Annotated in this window: 19 protein-coding genes; 1 reads left to right on the top strand and 18 read right to left on the bottom strand. The window is 59.2% G+C overall.

Annotated features, from left to right (window positions below; all coding sequences use genetic code 11):
- Positions 1-12: 12 nt before the first annotated feature.
- Genes NP603_RS06350 through NP603_RS06335 form a run of 4 tightly spaced genes read right to left on the bottom strand, consistent with a single transcriptional unit; the run spans position 13 to position 6,437 of the window.
- Positions 13-1,338, bottom strand: a complete 1,326-nt coding sequence (locus tag NP603_RS06350; protein WP_256610079.1) for a sulfate adenylyltransferase subunit 1 — start codon at positions 1,336-1,338, stop codon at positions 13-15.
- On the bottom strand, positions 1,338-2,267 hold the full coding sequence (gene cysD / locus NP603_RS06345) for a sulfate adenylyltransferase subunit CysD (protein ID WP_256610078.1): 930 nt from the start codon (positions 2,265-2,267) through the stop codon (positions 1,338-1,340). The genes NP603_RS06350 and cysD overlap by 1 nt, the downstream gene beginning before the upstream one ends.
- 1 nt (position 2,268) lies before the next feature.
- Positions 2,269-4,851: a YbcC family protein gene (locus NP603_RS06340; RefSeq protein WP_256610077.1), complete on the bottom strand. Its 2,583-nt coding sequence runs from the start codon at positions 4,849-4,851 to the stop codon at positions 2,269-2,271.
- Positions 4,848-6,437: a proton-conducting transporter transmembrane domain-containing protein gene (locus tag NP603_RS06335; RefSeq protein WP_256610076.1), complete on the bottom strand. Its 1,590-nt coding sequence runs from the start codon at positions 6,435-6,437 to the stop codon at positions 4,848-4,850. The genes NP603_RS06340 and NP603_RS06335 overlap by 4 nt, the downstream gene beginning before the upstream one ends.
- Before the next feature lie 188 nt (positions 6,438-6,625).
- On the opposite strand from NP603_RS06335, the gene NP603_RS06330 reads away from it, so the two are divergent.
- Positions 6,626-7,504 carry a LysR family transcriptional regulator gene (locus NP603_RS06330; RefSeq protein ID WP_256610075.1) on the top strand — a complete coding sequence of 293 codons (879 nt, stop codon included), beginning with the start codon at positions 6,626-6,628 and terminating at the stop codon, positions 7,502-7,504.
- 67 nt (positions 7,505-7,571) lie between these two features.
- Here the strand turns inward: NP603_RS06330 and hypD are convergent, their stop codons facing one another.
- The 14 genes from hypD to NP603_RS06260 form a co-directional block, all read right to left on the bottom strand.
- Positions 7,572-8,681 (bottom strand): hydrogenase formation protein HypD, encoded by a 1,110-nt coding sequence (hypD, locus tag NP603_RS06325; protein WP_256610074.1) that lies wholly within the window; start codon positions 8,679-8,681, stop codon positions 7,572-7,574.
- Entirely contained in the window at positions 8,678-8,905 is a 228-nt protein-coding gene (locus NP603_RS06320; protein ID WP_256610073.1) for a HypC/HybG/HupF family hydrogenase formation chaperone, read from the bottom strand. The genes hypD and NP603_RS06320 overlap by 4 nt, the downstream gene beginning before the upstream one ends.
- Positions 8,906-8,926: 21 nt before the next feature.
- Entirely contained in the window at positions 8,927-9,220 is a 294-nt protein-coding gene (locus NP603_RS06315; protein WP_256610072.1) for a type II toxin-antitoxin system RelE/ParE family toxin, read from the bottom strand.
- Positions 9,217-9,429: an addiction module protein gene (locus NP603_RS06310; protein ID WP_256610071.1), complete on the bottom strand. Its 213-nt coding sequence runs from the start codon at positions 9,427-9,429 to the stop codon at positions 9,217-9,219. The genes NP603_RS06315 and NP603_RS06310 overlap by 4 nt, the downstream gene beginning before the upstream one ends.
- A 63-nt stretch (positions 9,430-9,492) precedes the next feature.
- A complete protein-coding gene (gene hypB / locus NP603_RS06305) occupies positions 9,493-10,341 on the bottom strand; it encodes a hydrogenase nickel incorporation protein HypB (RefSeq protein WP_256610070.1) in 849 nt (282 codons plus the stop codon).
- Positions 10,341-10,682 carry a hydrogenase maturation nickel metallochaperone HypA gene (gene hypA, locus NP603_RS06300; RefSeq protein ID WP_140911505.1) on the bottom strand — a complete coding sequence of 114 codons (342 nt, stop codon included), beginning with the start codon at positions 10,680-10,682 and terminating at the stop codon, positions 10,341-10,343. The genes hypB and hypA overlap by 1 nt, the downstream gene beginning before the upstream one ends.
- 40 nt (positions 10,683-10,722) lie before the next feature.
- Positions 10,723-11,874 carry a Ni,Fe-hydrogenase I large subunit gene (locus NP603_RS06295; RefSeq protein WP_256610069.1) on the bottom strand — a complete coding sequence of 384 codons (1,152 nt, stop codon included), beginning with the start codon at positions 11,872-11,874 and terminating at the stop codon, positions 10,723-10,725.
- The gene (gene hybE / locus NP603_RS06290; protein WP_256610068.1) at positions 11,875-12,336 is read right to left on the bottom strand and encodes a [NiFe]-hydrogenase assembly chaperone HybE; all 462 of its coding nucleotides are present in this window, start codon (positions 12,334-12,336) and stop codon (positions 11,875-11,877) included.
- 2 nt (positions 12,337-12,338) lie between these two features.
- Positions 12,339-12,560: a rubredoxin gene (locus NP603_RS06285; RefSeq protein WP_140911508.1), complete on the bottom strand. Its 222-nt coding sequence runs from the start codon at positions 12,558-12,560 to the stop codon at positions 12,339-12,341.
- On the bottom strand, positions 12,557-13,399 hold the full coding sequence (locus NP603_RS06280; RefSeq protein WP_256610067.1) for a hydrogenase expression/formation protein: 843 nt from the start codon (positions 13,397-13,399) through the stop codon (positions 12,557-12,559). The genes NP603_RS06285 and NP603_RS06280 overlap by 4 nt, the downstream gene beginning before the upstream one ends.
- 468 nt (positions 13,400-13,867) lie before the next feature.
- Positions 13,868-14,656, bottom strand: a complete 789-nt coding sequence (locus NP603_RS06275; protein WP_256610066.1) for a hypothetical protein — start codon at positions 14,654-14,656, stop codon at positions 13,868-13,870.
- A gap of 564 nt (positions 14,657-15,220) precedes the next feature.
- Positions 15,221-15,496, bottom strand: coding sequence for a hypothetical protein (locus tag NP603_RS06270; RefSeq protein ID WP_256610065.1), 276 nt, complete (start codon positions 15,494-15,496; stop codon positions 15,221-15,223).
- Entirely contained in the window at positions 15,486-15,770 is a 285-nt protein-coding gene (locus NP603_RS06265) for a toxin (protein WP_256610064.1), read from the bottom strand. Before NP603_RS06265 ends, NP603_RS06270 begins: the two co-directional genes overlap by 11 nt.
- A 39-nt stretch (positions 15,771-15,809) precedes the next feature.
- On the bottom strand, positions 15,810-16,031 hold the full coding sequence (locus NP603_RS06260) for an addiction module protein (protein ID WP_256610063.1): 222 nt from the start codon (positions 16,029-16,031) through the stop codon (positions 15,810-15,812).
- Positions 16,032-16,166 lie beyond the last annotated feature (135 nt).

Genomic DNA, 16,166 nt, shown 5'->3' with positions numbered 1-16,166 from the left:
CTCGATAAGGTATCAACGTACGATTACGCCGGCCGCCACCGTATGCAACGACACCGGATCGATGACGATGAAACTGCCGGTAGTGCGATTGTCGCTGTAGGTGTCGGCGCAAAGGGGTTGATGCAACTTCAGCGTGGCCCGGACGATATCGTTCATTTGCGCCGAATCTGGCTGCGGCTGATGGGCCAGGGTATTGACATCGACCCGATAATTCAGCTCCGCGAACACGGCGTTGACGCTGCGGGTGGTGTGCTTGACCAAGTATTTGCGCCGCAAATCCAGCGGCTGCTCGGACAGCCAGCAGATATCGGCACACAGGGTTTTGGCCACCTGCGGCAACTGCTGCGGATCGCACAGCATGTCGCCGCGGGAAATGTCGATCTCGCTATCCAGCGCCACCACCACGGAACGGTCGGCGCCGGCTTCCGCCAAGTCGCGCTCAGCCACGCTCAAACGCGCGACGCGGGCGCGCTGGCCGCCGGGCATCACCGCCACTTCGTCGCCCAAGCGCAAGCGTCCCGATGCCAGCATACCCTGGTAGCCGCGAAATTCGGAGGCCGCCGAATCGGCGCCGTTGCCCAGCATCACCCGCACGACCCGTTGCACCGGCAGCCTGAACGGCGCGACGTCGGCATCGCGCCTGGCCGGACTGGATTCCAGATGTTCGAGCAGGCTGGGACCGCTATACCAGGGGATGGCCTCGGCGCGGGTCGCCAGATTGGTGCCGTTCAGCGCCGACAGCGGAATCGCCTGCACATGGTGCCGGCCCAGGCGGCCGACAAAGGCATTGAATTCGTCGACGATGGCCTGGTAGACCGCGGGCTGCCAATCCACCAGATCCATCTTGTTGACCGCCAGCACCAGCTCGGGGATGCCGAGCAAGTGCGCCAGGTAGGCGTGGCGGCGGGTCTGGGTGACGACGCCTTTGCGGGCATCGACCAACAGAATGGCGAGATCGGCGCTGGAGGCGGCGGTGACCATATTGCGGGTGTATTGCTCGTGGCCAGGGGCGTCGCCGATGATGAACTTTCGGCGCGCCGTGGCGAAATAGCGGTAAGCCACGTCGATGGTAATGCCCTGCTCGCGCTCGGCGATCAGGCCGTCGGTCAACAACGACCAATCGATGGCGGCCAGCCCGCGCTTATGCGAGGTGGCCTGGATCGACGCCAATTGATCGGCGGCAACGTTGCCGGTGTCGTAGAGCAAGCGGCCGATCAACGTGCTTTTGCCGTCGTCGACGCTGCCGGCCGTGATGAAACGTAACAAACCGGACGGGCGAGTCGTCGGCTCCGTTCCGGTGTCAAAGCTGTCGGAGCTTGAATTCACGATTGCGTTCATCAGAAATACCCCTCTTTTTTACGTTGTTCCATGGCCGCTTCGGAAGCGCGGTCGTCCAGACGCGTGGCGCCGCGCTCGGTCAGCAGGCATTGCGCGGTTTCGGCGATGATGTCGGCGACGTTGACCGCAGTCGACGCCACCGGCGCGGTGCAGGAAATATCGCCGACCGTACGGAAGCGGCAACTGACCGTTTCCACGGTATCACCGGCCCGGGCCGGCGTCAGATGCGTCACCGGCACCAGAATGTCGCCGCGCCGCACCACTTGGCGCTGGTGGGCGAAATACAGCTCGGGCAGTTCAATGTCCTCGCGCTGGATGTATTGCCAGACATCGAGCTCGGTCCAGTTCGAAATCGGGAACACCCGCAGATGGTCGCCCAACGCCACGCGGGTGTTGTACAAGGACCACAACTCGGGGCGTTGATTCTTCGGTTCCCATTGGCCGAATTCGTCGCGCACGCTGACGATGCGCTCCTTGGCCCGCGCCTTTTCCTCGTCCCGGCGGGCGCCGCCCAAACACGCGTCGAAGCCGAACTCGGCGATCGCTTCCATCAAGGTCACCGATTGATGCGCGTTGCGCGATTCCTGCGCATGCCGCAGACGCACCGATCCCTTGCGAATCGAATCCTCGACGCTGCGCACGTGCAGCTGGCAAGCGTAGCGCTCGGCCATGCGGTCGCGATAGGCGATCACCTCGGCGTAGTTATGGCCGGTGTCGATGTGCAACAGGGCGCAGCCGATCCGTTCCGGATGAAACGCTTTGTAGGCCAGGTGCAGCAGTATTGCCGAATCCTTGCCGCCGGAGAACAGCAACACCGGATGCCGGCATTCCGCCGCCACTTCGCGCAAGATGAACAGGGCTTCGGCCTCCAGCAGATCCAGATGATCCGCTGCGGCAGGACCGAGCCCGTCGTGGGTGGATACAGTCATTTCAAAACTCCTCGGGGTCTAGGGAAACGGGTTGCCAAGCGTTATGGCCGCCGTAGCGGAAACAGCGGCCGTCGTCCGGCTCGATCCGCAGCAAATGCAACCAGCGGTTCTCCACCAACTGGCGGACTTCGGCCTGGCTGTCCAGCACCTGTTCGATCATGGCCGCCGGGGCTTCGATGATCACGCTCAGGCGCAGCGGCTCGTGGCGCAGCGCCTGGCCATCGTGCAGCGACTGCCAGGGCAGCCCGACCCGCAGGTCGCCACCGTTACCTTCGAGGATGCCGATGGTGCCGACCACGTTGTGCAGAACCTTGTTGCCGCTGCCGAAGCGCCGGTTGTCGACGGCCGAGGCGTAGTACTGCAGATTGATCCAACTGGCGACGACCATCGGCGCCGTCATGATCAGGTTCAAAATCGCGCCGTCGCCTTCCTGGCGATAGTCGTAGTTGTGCAGAAATACCCGGCCGTCAAAGCGGGCGTGAGCCGTGCGTTGCCGCGGCGCGGCAATGAAGGCGGCGTTTCCGGCCAGGCCCCATTCCGGCCGGATCTGGGCCCAGTCGCGGCTGCGTTTCAGCATCGCTTGCCCCAGCGCCTTGGCGTCGGCATTAGCCAGACCCAGAGCGGACGCCCGCTCCCGCCGCGACAATTGCGAGGCCAGCTCTAGCCAATCCTGCAATTGCGCCAGATCGGCGGCGAAGTAATGCGGTACCTGGTCCAGATCGAACAGCCGCACCTGATCGGTGGTGGTATCGTGCAGCCCGGCGACGAACCAGGTCTCCCTGGGGATGGCAATGCCTTGCGCCGCCAGACCGGCCCGAACCTCGCGGTCGTTGAGCACGGCCGCGGCCACCCGGGCGTTGGCTTCGCCGCTATGGCCGCCGCAGGCACCGCAATCCAGTCCCGCCGCGTACGGATTGTTGACCGTGCTGCTGCCATGGCCGCAGAGCAACACCAGGCGGGCAAAGCCGTCGCTCAAACTCATGCCTTGCAGGGCTTTGCGGGCCAGTTCAATCCGTTCCCCCAAGGCAATGCCGGTTTCGACCACCGGACCGTTGGCGATCAGCCGCCCGCGCTGGCGAGTGATGACCGGCCCGATCCGCTGCACGACAGCCCGGTCCAGTCCCGCGCTGCCCGGTTTGGCCACCGTGCGGGTCAAGCCCAGACTATCGCTCAACAACTTGCCGGCAAAGGTCAAACCGGAAATCTCGACGTAGGAAAAGCAGGAAACCGCCGAGTGTTTGAATCCCTTCCACAACCGATTCAGGCGTTTGTTGAGCCAGCGTTTTTCCAGAATTTTGCGCAGATCGCCGACATCGGCCTCGGCTACGCTCTCCCTGATCCGGAATTTCGGCTGCAATAACACCGGACATTGCGGCTGGCCGTGATGGTGGCCAAGGCCGATGTACTCTATCGGGAAACCGAAGAAACCGGCGAAACCCAAGGTTTCGATGTCGGCGGATACCGCTTCCAGCGCCCGGCGATAGACTTCGGAACGAACGTCGATGCAGAACACCGCCTGCAGCACCTTGCGCTCGGCCGGGACAAGCTTCGCGGCAGGCGGCGGCGAGGCCAAGCGGGCCAATAGCGAGCGCTGTCCGGCCAGTTCGTAAGCCCATTGCAGCGCATGGCGAATCTGCAGCGAGTCCTCGGCGACCGCGTCGCTGGACACGGCCGACGCCTGCCAGCGCAAACGCCAGGTCTGCAGTTCCAGCGGCTGGGCGACGCGGATGTACAGGGCGTAGTCGTAGGCCAGACGAATCGCCAATAGCTCCAACAAAGCCGTAGCGGCTTGCGCCGGTTCGGCCGGCCAGGTTTTATAACGCAGCCAGGCACTCCAGCCGGCGACAGTCAGCAATTGCCGCTGGCAAAAATCCTCCAGCCGGTCGTCTGCCACCCCCAGGCCGGCGAGTATCTGCGAAATCGCCGCGGCCGGACTCTCCGGCAGCGTGGCGATGCAGCGGCGGAAGTCGGCGATGCCGGCCAACTCCGGCGTACGATCGAAGGCCGCTGCCCGCCGCCAGGCCGAGTAAAGCGGTTGATTGCGCCAGGGCATGCGCCAAGCCGACTGGCCTTCGTCGAAATAGGCAGCGCACCATTTCGAGATCTCGTCGGTAATCAATCCGGCCCAAGCGCTGCCGGTCTCGGCATCGAGGTGGTCGGCCATTGTCGGCCAGCACGCCGGCGCCTGGTTCGCCGCCTCCGGCCGGGCATCGTGCAGCGCATCCAGACACTGCTGCAGCGACACGCTGCTGCCGGCCAGCGCCAAGGCCTGCTCGATATCGGCCATCCGGATCCGGCCGCTACGGTATTGTTGGGCGTAGAACCGGGTCGGCATCAACATCTCGCCAAAGCCGCTGCGGGTTGCCCATTGGCAGGCTGCGGTAAACGACCGATCGCTCCAGCCCAGAAACGGATTGACCGCGACAAAATGTTGCAACGGCCAGAGCGGCGCGATGCGGCGGCAGGCGCGCGTGGCGGCGTCGATGCAGACGGCGGCAGTTACGTCGTTCGGCGCGGCTTTGTCGATAACGCCGGCGCCGGCCGGAGCGGATTTGATTTTGACTGAGGACAAGGCTGGGTTCATTGCGGCATTCCTCCGGAGTGGCGATGGCTAAAGCGGGCCGATGCCAACCGCCGGCTAGCGAGCAGCCGGTTGGCGAGGGTACTGATATAAAAACCGTTGTAGATATGGACGTAGGCGGCCTGCCAGATTCCGGCAGCCGCCGGACCGGGGTACTCGATCTGCAACATCAGGATCGAGAAAAATCCGGCCAGGACGATACTCAGCAACAGGCCGTCGAACAGACTGTCGACCGGGATCGGCCCGGCTACATCGCTCGTCAGCAGGTTCAAAAAGCCGGTTTGCAATGCGAAATAGAGCAAACTGGTGCCGGCGGCGATCAGGCTGGCGCGGAATATTTGTTTGGGGCCGGCCTGATGGGCCAGTGCATTCCAAAGCAGGTAGGTCAAGGCCATTTGCAGGATCGCGCCGAGGAAAACGATGCCGGGTTCCGTGCCGGGACTCAGCCCGAACGCAGCGGCGCTGCCGACCGTCAATGCCGCTGCCGCCAGAAACGCCAGCAGCAGTTCGCCCGGATGGCGGCTGTCGCGGATCGGCGGTGCCCAGGCGGCACGGGCAATGTCGACCACGCTGCCGGAGGCGAGAAAGGCATGCGCTTTGTAGAGGGCATGAGCCACGATATGCAGCAGCGCCGAGGAAAAGGCACCCAAGCCGCACTGCAGCATCATGAAGCCCATCTGACCGACGGTTGAGAACGCCAACGATTTCTTGATACTGGTCTGAGTCAGCATGGTCAGCGAACCGAACAAGGCGGTGAAGGTGCCGATCACGGCCAGCATGTGCAAGGCCGCGGGCGCCTGCACCAGGATGTGGCTCATCCGAATCACCAAAAAGCCGCCGGCATTGATGATGCCGGCGTGCATCAGCGCGGAAACCGGGGTCGGCGTTTCCATCACCTCCGGCAGCCAGCTATGAAACGGGAACTGGGCCGACTTCATCGCCGCGCCGACGATCAAGGCAAAGGCTGCCGCCGTCAGCGCGGTTTCCTGGCCGGCGCCGAGTTCGGCGGCGAATAAGGCGCCGAACTCCAGCGTACCGAAGGCCTGATACAAGCAGACTCCGGCCAGAATCAAGGCAACATCGCCCAGGCGGCTGACGACGAATTTCTTGCGCGCGGCAATCTGGGCGCCCGGCCGCTCCGGATAAAACAGCAACAAGCGGTGCAGGCTCAGGCTGGTCGCGATCCAGGCCAGCACGAACCCGACAAAATGCCCGGAAATCACCAGCATCAATACCGCCGCGACGGTCCAGGACAGCCACTGCAGAAACCGGCGCTGGCCCGGATCGCCGTCCAGATAATTGCCGGAATAGCGGATCACGATCGCGCCGATCAACGCCACCAAACTGAGCATGATGGCGGACAGCCGGTCGATGTAGAGCGGAATGCCGGCGACATCCCCCTGAAATTTGCCGCCGACGAAGATACCGACCGCGCAGAGCAGCGCGGCGAGGACCGCGCCGCCGGCCAGCACGGCGCAAACCGCCGCGCTGGTCCTGGCCCGGAACGAAACCAGCGCGGAAGCGGCGAGTCCGGCGCACACCAATTGCGCCGGGGCAGCAATTGCGGCATAGGAAATCCAGGGGGTCATGGCCGCCCCCCTGCCGCGACGCCACGGCCGCAGGTTAGGAAAGTGGCTTGGACGCGGTTTCTATCGCGGATGACGGTATGCATGACGATCTCCTGAGCAAGGGTAAGTGCGTGACCATGCTAGCAATCGGCCATCAATTCATCCAATATATGTATTTAATACAAACGTTCTCTTTTATTAATGAAAAAATGGCTGCACTGAATTATCACCACTTGCGTTATTTTTGGATGATCGCCAACGAAAGCAACCTGACCCGCGCCGCCGAACGGCTGCACGTGTCGCAGTCGGCGCTGAGCATCCAGTTGCGGCAACTTGAGGAATCGCTGGGGCAAAAACTATTCGAACGGGAAGGCAAGCGCCTGCAATTGACCGAAGCCGGCCGGATCGCGCTGGATTATGCCAACTCGATTTTCCGGGCCGGCGACGAATTGATCAGCCTGATGCACGGCCGCTCCGCCGGCGAACGCCAACTGTTGCGAATCGGGGCGGTATCGACCCTGTCGCGTAATTTCCAGTTGGAACTGGTGCGCACCTGGGTACAACGCAGCGACGTCGAATTGGTGCTGCATTCCGGCAACCTGCGCGAACTGCTGTTGCAAATGCATGCGCACACGCTGGATCTGGTGCTGTCCAACCGGCCGGCACCGCGCGACGCCCAGGCCAATTGGCATTGCCATCTGCTGGACGAACAACCGGTCAGCCTGGTCGGCAAACCCGATGCGGAGGCCGCGCCGTTTCGCTTTCCGGAGGATTTGAACGGCAGGCCGCTGCTGTTGCCCAGCATCGAAAGCGAGATTCGCGGCGCCTTCGATTTTTTGCTGGAGCAAGCCGGGGTGCGGCCTGTCGTGGTGGCGGAAGTGGACGATATGGCGATGTTGCGTTTGCTGGCGCGCGAATCCGGCCATTTGACTCTGGTACCGCCGGTGGTGGTGCTGGACGAGTTGCGCCAGGGCCTGTTGGTGGAACATTACCGGATCGCCGACATTCACGAACGCTTTTACGCCATTACGCCCAGCCGGCAATTTCCGAATGCCTTGTTGAAAGAGTTGTTGACGAACTCGGCCTGAACTTTATTCGCGGCGCACGAGCCCATTTACAGAATCGGGAGAACGCTATCCGCCGTTCTTGCCGGGCTCAGCCGCTCCTGACCCGGCCGTAACTCCAATACGCCGCGCAAGCGCCTTCCGACGACACCATGCACGAGCCCATCGGGTTTTCCGGGGTGCAGACGGTTCCCAATAATTTGCAATCCTGCGGTTTTTTGGCGCCGCGCAGGATGGCCGGGCATTCGCAGCCCTTGACGTCGCTGGCCCGGATCGCCGGCATCGCGAAGCGGCGTTCGGCGTCGAATTCGGCGTAGTCCGGTTTGATGCGCAATGCGCTGTTGGCGATCAAGCCGAGGCCGCGCCATTCGAACTGCGGGCGCAATTCCAACACCTCGTCGACCACGGCTTGAGCTTTTAAATTTCCGTCGCGGGTGACGGCGCGGCTGTATTCGTTTTCGACTTGGTGCCGGCCTGCATTGAGTTGGCGGATCAGCATCAGAGCCGACTGCATCACGTCCAGCGGCTCGAAGCCGGCGATGACGATGGGTTTGCCGTACCGCTCGGCGAAGGTTTCGTAAGGCCGGCTGCCGATCACGCTGCTGACGTGGGACGGGCCGAGAAAGCCGTCGATTTGCACCGGTTCCGGCGCATCCAAAATGGCTTGCATCGCCGCCGGAGTCAGGACGTGGTTACAGAATACACTGAAATTTTGAAGCCCTTCGGCTTGGGCCTGTTTGATCGCGACCGCGGTCGGCGGCGTCGTGGTTTCGAAACCGATCGCGAAAAACACCACTTGCCGCTCCGGATTGGCGCGGGCGATATGCAACGCATCCTGGGTCGAATAGACCATACGGATGTCGCCGCCGGCGGCCTTGGCTTTAATCAGGCTGTTGCGGCCAGTCGCGGGAACCCGTATCAAATCTGCGTAGGTGCAGAGAATGACATCATGCTGCTCGACCAGTTGGATCGCGTTGTCGATGCGTCCGGTCGGCAGCACGCACACCGGGCAACCGGGGCCGTGGATAAATTCGACGTTGGCCGGCATCAGATCCTGCACGCCGTAACGGAAAATGGCATGGGTATGGCCGCCGCAGAACTCCATCAGCCGATAATGGCGGTCAGGATCGACGCTGTGCGCAATCGCGCCGGCCAGTTGTTGGGCGAGGTCGCGCTGACGGAATTCGTCGATGTATTTCATGAGGCAATCAAACCGGCTTCGGCAAACAAAGCCAGGGTCTTCAAGGCTTCGTCTTCATCGATTTTGTTCAAGGCATAACCGACGTGGACCAGCACATAGTCGCCGACGTGCACATCGTCGACCAGCGCCAGCGACACCTCGACTTGCACGCCGTCCACCGATACGGTGGCCGTGTCGCCGGCGGCTGCGATTTGAACGATTTGGGCAGGGAGGGCTAGGCACATAGAACATTCCTAATATTTATTTTAGCCAATCCGAGCTAGCCAATAATCCGGTTTTCGATGCAAATGAGCTACGGCAACAACGATAATAGATTGACGGTCGATGCCGTACAAAACACCATAAGGAAAACGTTTTATCAGGCAGCGGCGAATATCGGTATCGATTAAAACGTATGAGGTAGGGAAGGCTGTGATACGGCGAATCGCTGCATCGAATTCAGACAAAAATTGTTTTCCCAATCCGGATTGTTGCTGCTCGTACCACTGATATGCCTGGTCTAGTTCAGTTTCGGCGGCGGCGAGAAACTCGACGTTCATTTATATTTTTGCATGATCGAGTCATAGCTGACGCTAGACATTTTGCCGTCTTTATACGCTTGCCATCTTTTTTGGGCTTCATCGCGCCAAACCGCATCGATTTGGGGATCGGGCGTATCCAGATCTGCCAGTAACATTTCCGCCAGTTGCAGTTTCTCTAGCGGCATCAGTTGACTAAGTTGTTGATAAAGTTCTTGAGTCGTAGACATTTAACAGCTCCAATAAATCAGCGATGACAGCTATCGTATGCGCTTGACTACAGGCAACGCAAACTACGCGTAGCCAATCCCCTGCAACGCCAGCTCCGCCCGCAGCCATTGCAGCCAATGGTCCATGCCCTCGCCGGTTTTGGCCGACAGTTGCAGCACCCGGATTTTGGGATTGACCTGCTTGGCGTAGCGGAGGCATTGCTCGACGTCGAAATCCAGATGCGGCAACAGGTCGGTTTTGTTCAAAATCATCAAATCGGCGGCATGGAACATGTCCGGGTATTTGATCGGCTTGTCCTCGCCTTCCGTGACCGACAGAATCACCACCTTGTGCGCCTCGCCCAAGTCAAAGGCCGACGGGCAGACCAGGTTGCCGACGTTTTCGATGAACAGCAGGCTTCTTTCCGGCAGGTTCAGGCTTTCCAGGGCGTGGCCGACCCGGTGCGCGTCCAGATGGCAGCCCTTGCCGGTGTTGATTTGCACGGCCGGCACGCCGGTGGCGCGGATGCGGTCGGCGTCGCGGGCGGTTTGCTGGTCGCCTTCGATCACGGCGATTGCCGATTCGCCCTGCAAGCGCTTGACGGTTTCCACCAGCAGCGTGGTCTTGCCGGAGCCGGGACTGGACACCAGGTTTAAGGCCAGGATGCCGCGCTCGCCGAAATAACGCCGGTTGTCGCCGGCATAGCGGTTATTGGCGGACAAAATATCCTGTTCGATCTGCACCATCCGCGCCGGCGTCAAGCCAGGCGCATGCGCGTGTTCCGGGCCATGGCTGTGTTCGTGGTGATGGTGGTGCTGGCTATGGCTGTGGGCATGCCCATGGTGATGTTCATGCACGTCGCCATGTTGATGATCGTGATCGTGTTCGTGCGAGTGGTTCAGGCCCTCGCCGCAGCCGCAGACGCCGCACATTACTCTACCTCCAGTTCTTTGATTCGCATTTGGTCGCCGCCGACGATTTGCAGTTGATGGCTGCCGCAGCGCGGACACACATCGTACAACTGGCTGACGCCGACATTTTCCCCGCACGGCAAACACCAGGCCACGCCGGGCAAGGCAATGATCTCCAACCGGGCGCCGTCCGCCAACGAACCGCGCATCACCGCATCGAAGCAAAACCGCATTGCCTCCGGCTCGACGCCGGCCAAGGCGCCGATTTCCAGCCAGACCGTTTTCACCCGGCCAAAGCCCTGGGTTTGGGCTTCGCGTTCGATGATGTGCAGAACGCCTTCGCACAACGACATTTCATGCATAGGGTTTCCATCCGTCCTGTTTCGGAGCCGTTTCAGGCCGTTAAGTTTCGTCCAATGCCAAACGATACGGCACGCAGGGATCGATCGCCTGTAGCCACCATGCCGCCTGCCGGTGTAAATTCTCCGGGTCTTGGGCGGTCAGTACCTGCAAGCCCTGCGCTAACACCGCGCCGGGCCGGCAATTCCATTCGGTCGGGGCGATCACCCGATAGTCGACCACCCGGCCGGCCGCAAATTCGACCCGATGCATCAATAAACCGCGCGCGGCTTCGACTCGGGCCAACCCGCCAGCGTCCGCGCCGAAGGCATCGGCCATCCGTGGCGGCGGCTCGCCTGCGGCAACATAATCCACCAATTCCGCCACTTCCGTTAACACCGCAACGAAGCGTGCCAACAAGCCGTTACCGTAACGGACCAGCAATTCGGCCAGTAACGGATGGCGGCGTTGCCGGCTTAAAGGCGTCGATTCGCAGCAGACTCCCTGCCAATCCGGCTCCCGGCCGAATCGTTCCAAATCGCGCGCCGCCAAATACTCGAACCACTCGCCGCTTGCCAGCTCTGGTAGCCAGGCCGGCTCGGTGCGCCCCAGCACAAGCCAGTCCCAGCGATACAACGCGCCGATCACGGCGGCGGCTATGCAATTTTGCCCGACCAGCCAGGCCAGCAAATCCGCTTCGCTGGCAAGCTGGCGCCAGCCGGTCAGATTCTCGCCGAAAACGGCGTGGTCCAGCAAAGCGAGCAGTTCGCCGCGAATGCGGTCGACAGCGAACCGATTGCCCGGCAACCCGCTTGCGGCATTCAACGTTTCAGCGTCATCAAGCAAAGCAGACTTATATTGTCGGTCCAACGCCACCAGCGCCGCCAACGCGGCTTTATCCGGCGGTCGGCCGACCAAAGCCGGCCAGTCCAGCAAGATGCGCCAACAATGCTCGCGCAGACTCTCCAGTACCACCGCCATTCGCAGATCGGCGTCCGCCTTGGTTTCGCCGCCAAGGCCCAGCGCCGCCCGACAAGCCAATGAGGCCGCCAAACTCTGGGCATTGCCGCAGAGGGTAAAAACCAGCGGCACGGTCGCCAGCACTTGCTCGGCGGTTTTTCCCAACAACACTTTTGCCGCGTCCGGCCGAGTCGAAACGATGCGCGGCGGCCGGCCGGCGCCTAGTTCGATACGCAACTCGCCGGCCAGCGTCAATCAAGCGCCTCGCAATTTGCCGCGCAACAAATCGCGGCGGCTGACGCTACGCGGCGCCGGCGCGGCCAACACGCCGTTCAGGGCCGCTTCCGCCGCGGCAATCGCCGCGGCTTGATCGGCAAACTGTAACATCGGCGAAAACAGCGAACATTGGCCGTAGCGCCCCAAAGCCGGTTCCGCCGCCAGCGTAAATTCGAAACTGCCGTAGGGCAGCTCGCGCGAAAACTTGGCTCCCAGCGGCAATTGCTGCCAAGCGCTGTTCGGGCCGGGAAACACCATTAAATTCATGGACCACGGCGTCACCAATATCCCAAGCCAATCGTCGCCGGTACAACGAAACGGCAAAGCCTGCACCGACAACGCCGAATTCACGAGCGGTACATCCTGCATCCGATCCGCCAGGATCGCATTGAACGCCCGTTCCAATCCCTGTTGGATTTCGCTACCAGTGCGCCAGTGCACGCTCAGTCCTCAAGCAATAGAAAACCTTGCTTCGGTGCGCCGCATTCCGGGCAACACCAATAGTCCGGCAACGCGGCAAACGGCGTTGTCGGCGGAATTTGGCTCGATGGATCACCGGCAACCGGGTCGTACACATGCCAGCAAATCTTGCATTCCAATTTAGCGTCGGCCGGCAAGCGCGACGCGTCGCCGCCGTAAGCGCCGGCAAAAAAGCCCTCGCTCATGCGTAGACCGCCAATATTTCCTGCAAGCGTTGCGCACTGTCGGCAATGTCTTCCGCCGAAGCGCAGGCCACGTTGGGGATGTCGCTGACTTCCAGCGTATTTAAAATCAACGTGTCCTGCGAATTGAAATACTGCACCCACCAGACGTTCCGCGTCGCCGTGGCGCCGATCCGGCAGTTGCCGTAACCGCGCGACAAAATCGTCGTGGGGCCTCTGCCCAGGCGTTGCTCCAGCAGCGCCAAGTCCTGCTCGGTTTGCGGCAACAAGCTCAAGTTGATCACGTGCGGCTCGACGCCGGGCCGGTATTCGGCAATCTTGGCATTCAATTCGGCCAACAGCGGCAGCGCATTCATCACCCCTTCCGGCAAATCGTCGATGACCGTATCGATGCGGTCCGCAGCACCGGCGAAAGCGTTGTCGGTTAGTGCCTTCGGCATCACGCCGACCTCCAGAGCATCGGCGATCAAGCGGTTTTGTCCGTCCAGACGCTGCACCCGCCAGACGCCGGCCAACACGGATTCCTGTATCCGCCAACCGTCGCTGCCCAGTGCGCTGACCTCGCCCTCGCCGAGCAACTCGTCGATAAAGCGGCGGTTGGCGTCATCCAGTCCGATCAGATAGATAGGCCCGCCGGTCTGCGGGAAATGTTGCAGGTCGTGTAGCAATTGGTCCGCTACCGCCTTGGCTGCGGCCAGCGCCGGGCTAGTCAAATTGGCCGAAAGCTGCGGCATCCGATAGGTCGCCATTTCTTCCGGCATCGTCAAATAATCCAGCTCGGCGCCGTCTGCCTCGGCGGGTTGGGAGCCTTGGCCGAAAATTGGGAGGGGTATGCTGGTCATGTTTTGGCCGTCGTTTCGAGTTGTCTGTTGAATTTATGGGTGTTTGTTTTTTGGGTGTCGCTATCGCGAGGATGATTTTGCATGTCGGGTCTCGGCCCGACATCCGAGATACTTTCTTTTGCGTCGCCAAAAGAAAGTATCCAAAGAAAAGGCGACCCGGACGCCGCTTATTTCCTGTGCTCCTCGCTTTTGTCGAGGGTCGGCAGAAGGGGCTTCCCAGCCCCTCAGCCAACGTGCGGCATCCCTGCCGCACCCCTTCGGGCAATTCTCGCCAAAAGCTCCGGTGCTCGGCGCGGCATACGGGCTCAAAACCATCCCGAAATTAAAAACGAATCTCGAAAATTGTAGGGTGGGCACATGCTTTTCGTGCCCACGCGGAAAAATGGGTTTAATGGCTAATGGTGGGCAAAAATTCCCTCCCTATTCAGCTTATTTGGCTACAAATAGCAAGCTACTAACCTGTAAGATTTAAACCGATTGAAACGGGCGAATAATCGTAAATCCAGGGGGTAATTCAAATCTCTCGGCATGTTGATGAACATACCCCAGAATAGCGAATGAACGTCTAAAAAATGTCAGGAAAACGGCAATTTCTTTGGTATTAGCGATTGCCCAGCGATAAAAAAATTGGTCATCTAGGTTAATTCGAGATCGCTCTAGCTTGGGAAAACTTGATAAAACATCGGCTAATTCTCTTGGGATATTGTCTTCTTCGATTTGAAGATTTGAAAACCAAAGTAAAGCTATTCCTCCCGAGCGCTTCAAAATTTGACCGGCATGCTTGTAATAAAGTACGCAAAAAAGCTTTCGTGAGAAGCTACGTATCGCTGAATTAACTATTGGCCCACTAACCGATAGAAGAGGGAGATCGGCATGTGTTTGACCAGGCTGGAGTTCAAGTTTGTATTTTTTCGCTGCATTTCGTTTCTGCCTTAAAGTCGGCAACAGTTCTTCGATAACTTCTGGATAGTTTCTTGAAACTGCTTCCATTAATTTTTCCATCGCTCTCGTATCAGCAGGATTGGAACTTTCTGGATAAAGGCGAGATAACATCGCCACAACCTGTTCGTCATGGCGACTCGCTCGATTGCAATCAACACACGCAGGAAACTCATACCCCTCTGGCCACTGCCTGTTGGTAAAAAATGCTCTCGATGGAACATGATCTGGTTCTTGGGCAGACGAAACACCACCACAGAAACAGCACACAGGATTTGCACTTAAAAACTGTTGTTTGCGATTTTTGCTTTGGCTCATGGCAATGAACGTTATTGGATAGCAATATTCAGTCAGCTCGTAGGCTAGGTAAAGCAACGCGAAACCCAGCAATATAGGCCGAAGCTGGGTTTACACTACCGTTCCAACCCAGCCTACCAAAAAACCTTTGCGACACACAATAACCGTTGGAGTGGACTATTCCCGTTATTCCGCCCCGAGCATCGCAGCTCTTGTGCCCGTGGGTATTTGGTGAGAATAGCCCGCAGGGGAGCGGCAGGGAGAGCCTGCCCCGCTTTTTCGGGCATGCCGCTCGTTTTCGGAGGGGCTGGGAAGCCCCTTCCGAAAACCCTCGCCAAAAGCGACAAATTTGCCTGGAGCAAATTTGAACAGCCGATAGGCTGGCCCGAAGGGCGAAAACCAGGGATGGTTTTCGTAGCGAAAGTATTTCGGCCATCGGGCCGAGACCCGACTTTAAAACACCTGTCGCGATGGCGACACATTTCCTCGACAAAACACGGAAGCTAGAGTTTCCAATACAACGGTTCCCAACCTGGAGGTTGGGAACTAGAGTCTGGGGCCTAGCAAACTAGAAAAAAGAACTCATCAAACATCAAATTTAACCTTCCCATTCGCATATTGATGTATCAACGAACTAATCAACACCTGATACGGCAAGCCCTGCCTAACCGACTGCGCCTTCAACCGTTCAAGATCGCTTTCCAATAACCGAATACTGATCGTTTTCTTTTTGCCTATTTGGTCGCGGGCGATTTGGCTATAGCGGTTTTTTTCCCCATCCAAGTTATCTATACTGACAGCCCCCCTGCCTTCCACATAATCGACAATCTCTTGTTCTTCAACGGATAGTTCAATTGCCATGATGAGCCTCTTTAAAATACTGCTTGTGATATTTACGGCTTGGAATGATATTTTTCAGAAATATCCTTTCGTTGTCTTCCACGAAGGGCACGTAATAGATGTAATCTCTGATACGAACAATAAAAATCTTCTGATGCGGATATTTGTCAACATTATGATGCGGCAACACATCAAGCAATCTTTCTTCACCAATCGCCACTAAAACATCCTCGAAACAGACGCCACGAGTATTTTTGAGCAGTTGGTTCTTATGCTCGTCCCAGTCAAAACGCATGGTTAGCTCATCGAGTTATTGACATAAAAACGCGCAATGTTAAAAAGATCGCCATTCGTCCAGAGGCAAGCCTTCTTGTTCAATCGTTTTATTGCAGGCAGAAGTAAAGTCAGCCACGCGCCGCGCCGACTCCTCGCCCCACAAGCGCTCGAATTCCGACTCGGATACCTCTTCGAGGCTCAAAAGCAGGCGTTGTACCAAAGCGGCTCTGTCTTGCAGAGGCAAAGAAAATACTTCTGCTTCTAATTGTGCGAGATTCATTTCTGCGATACTCCCGAAAAGTATAACAACATGCCACCCCGTATCGGCGCAGCGTTCTTAGTATACGTCCAAGCACCACCCCGTCGCGATAGCGACACCAAATTGTTAAAGAGCTAAGCCATGTGCCGGAAACGC

The sequence above is a fragment of the Methylomonas aurea genome (genome assembly GCF_024505045.1).
Taxonomy (GTDB): Bacteria; Pseudomonadota; Gammaproteobacteria; order Methylococcales; family Methylomonadaceae; genus Methylomonas; species Methylomonas aurea.
This window is presented reverse-complemented; position numbering and strand designations above follow the sequence as displayed.

Bases quoted from the DNA above. Each gene is read 5' to 3' on its own strand.
- NP603_RS06350 (WP_256610079.1), bottom strand. From the start codon at position 1,338: ATGAACGCAATCGTGAATTCAAGCTCCGACAGCTTTGACACCGGAACG.
- cysD (WP_256610078.1), bottom strand. From the start codon at position 2,267: ATGACTGTATCCACCCACGACGGGCTCGGTCCTGCCGCAGCGGATCAT.
- NP603_RS06340 (WP_256610077.1), bottom strand. From the start codon at position 4,851: ATGAACCCAGCCTTGTCCTCAGTCAAAATCAAATCCGCTCCGGCCGGC.
- NP603_RS06335 (WP_256610076.1), bottom strand. From the start codon at position 6,437: ATGACCCCCTGGATTTCCTATGCCGCAATTGCTGCCCCGGCGCAATTG.
- NP603_RS06330 (WP_256610075.1), top strand. From the start codon at position 6,626: ATGGCTGCACTGAATTATCACCACTTGCGTTATTTTTGGATGATCGCC.
- hypD (WP_256610074.1), bottom strand. From the start codon at position 8,681: ATGAAATACATCGACGAATTCCGTCAGCGCGACCTCGCCCAACAACTG.
- NP603_RS06320 (WP_256610073.1), bottom strand. From the start codon at position 8,905: ATGTGCCTAGCCCTCCCTGCCCAAATCGTTCAAATCGCAGCCGCCGGC.
- NP603_RS06315 (WP_256610072.1), bottom strand. From the start codon at position 9,220: ATGAACGTCGAGTTTCTCGCCGCCGCCGAAACTGAACTAGACCAGGCA.
- NP603_RS06310 (WP_256610071.1), bottom strand. From the start codon at position 9,429: ATGTCTACGACTCAAGAACTTTATCAACAACTTAGTCAACTGATGCCG.
- hypB (WP_256610070.1), bottom strand. From the start codon at position 10,341: ATGTGCGGCGTCTGCGGCTGCGGCGAGGGCCTGAACCACTCGCACGAA.
- hypA (WP_140911505.1), bottom strand. From the start codon at position 10,682: ATGCATGAAATGTCGTTGTGCGAAGGCGTTCTGCACATCATCGAACGC.
- NP603_RS06285 (WP_140911508.1), bottom strand. From the start codon at position 12,560: ATGAGCGAGGGCTTTTTTGCCGGCGCTTACGGCGGCGACGCGTCGCGC.
- NP603_RS06280 (WP_256610067.1), bottom strand. From the start codon at position 13,399: ATGACCAGCATACCCCTCCCAATTTTCGGCCAAGGCTCCCAACCCGCC.
- NP603_RS06275 (WP_256610066.1), bottom strand. From the start codon at position 14,656: ATGAGCCAAAGCAAAAATCGCAAACAACAGTTTTTAAGTGCAAATCCT.
- NP603_RS06270 (WP_256610065.1), bottom strand. From the start codon at position 15,496: ATGGCAATTGAACTATCCGTTGAAGAACAAGAGATTGTCGATTATGTG.
- NP603_RS06265 (WP_256610064.1), bottom strand. From the start codon at position 15,770: ATGCGTTTTGACTGGGACGAGCATAAGAACCAACTGCTCAAAAATACT.
- NP603_RS06260 (WP_256610063.1), bottom strand. From the start codon at position 16,031: ATGAATCTCGCACAATTAGAAGCAGAAGTATTTTCTTTGCCTCTGCAA.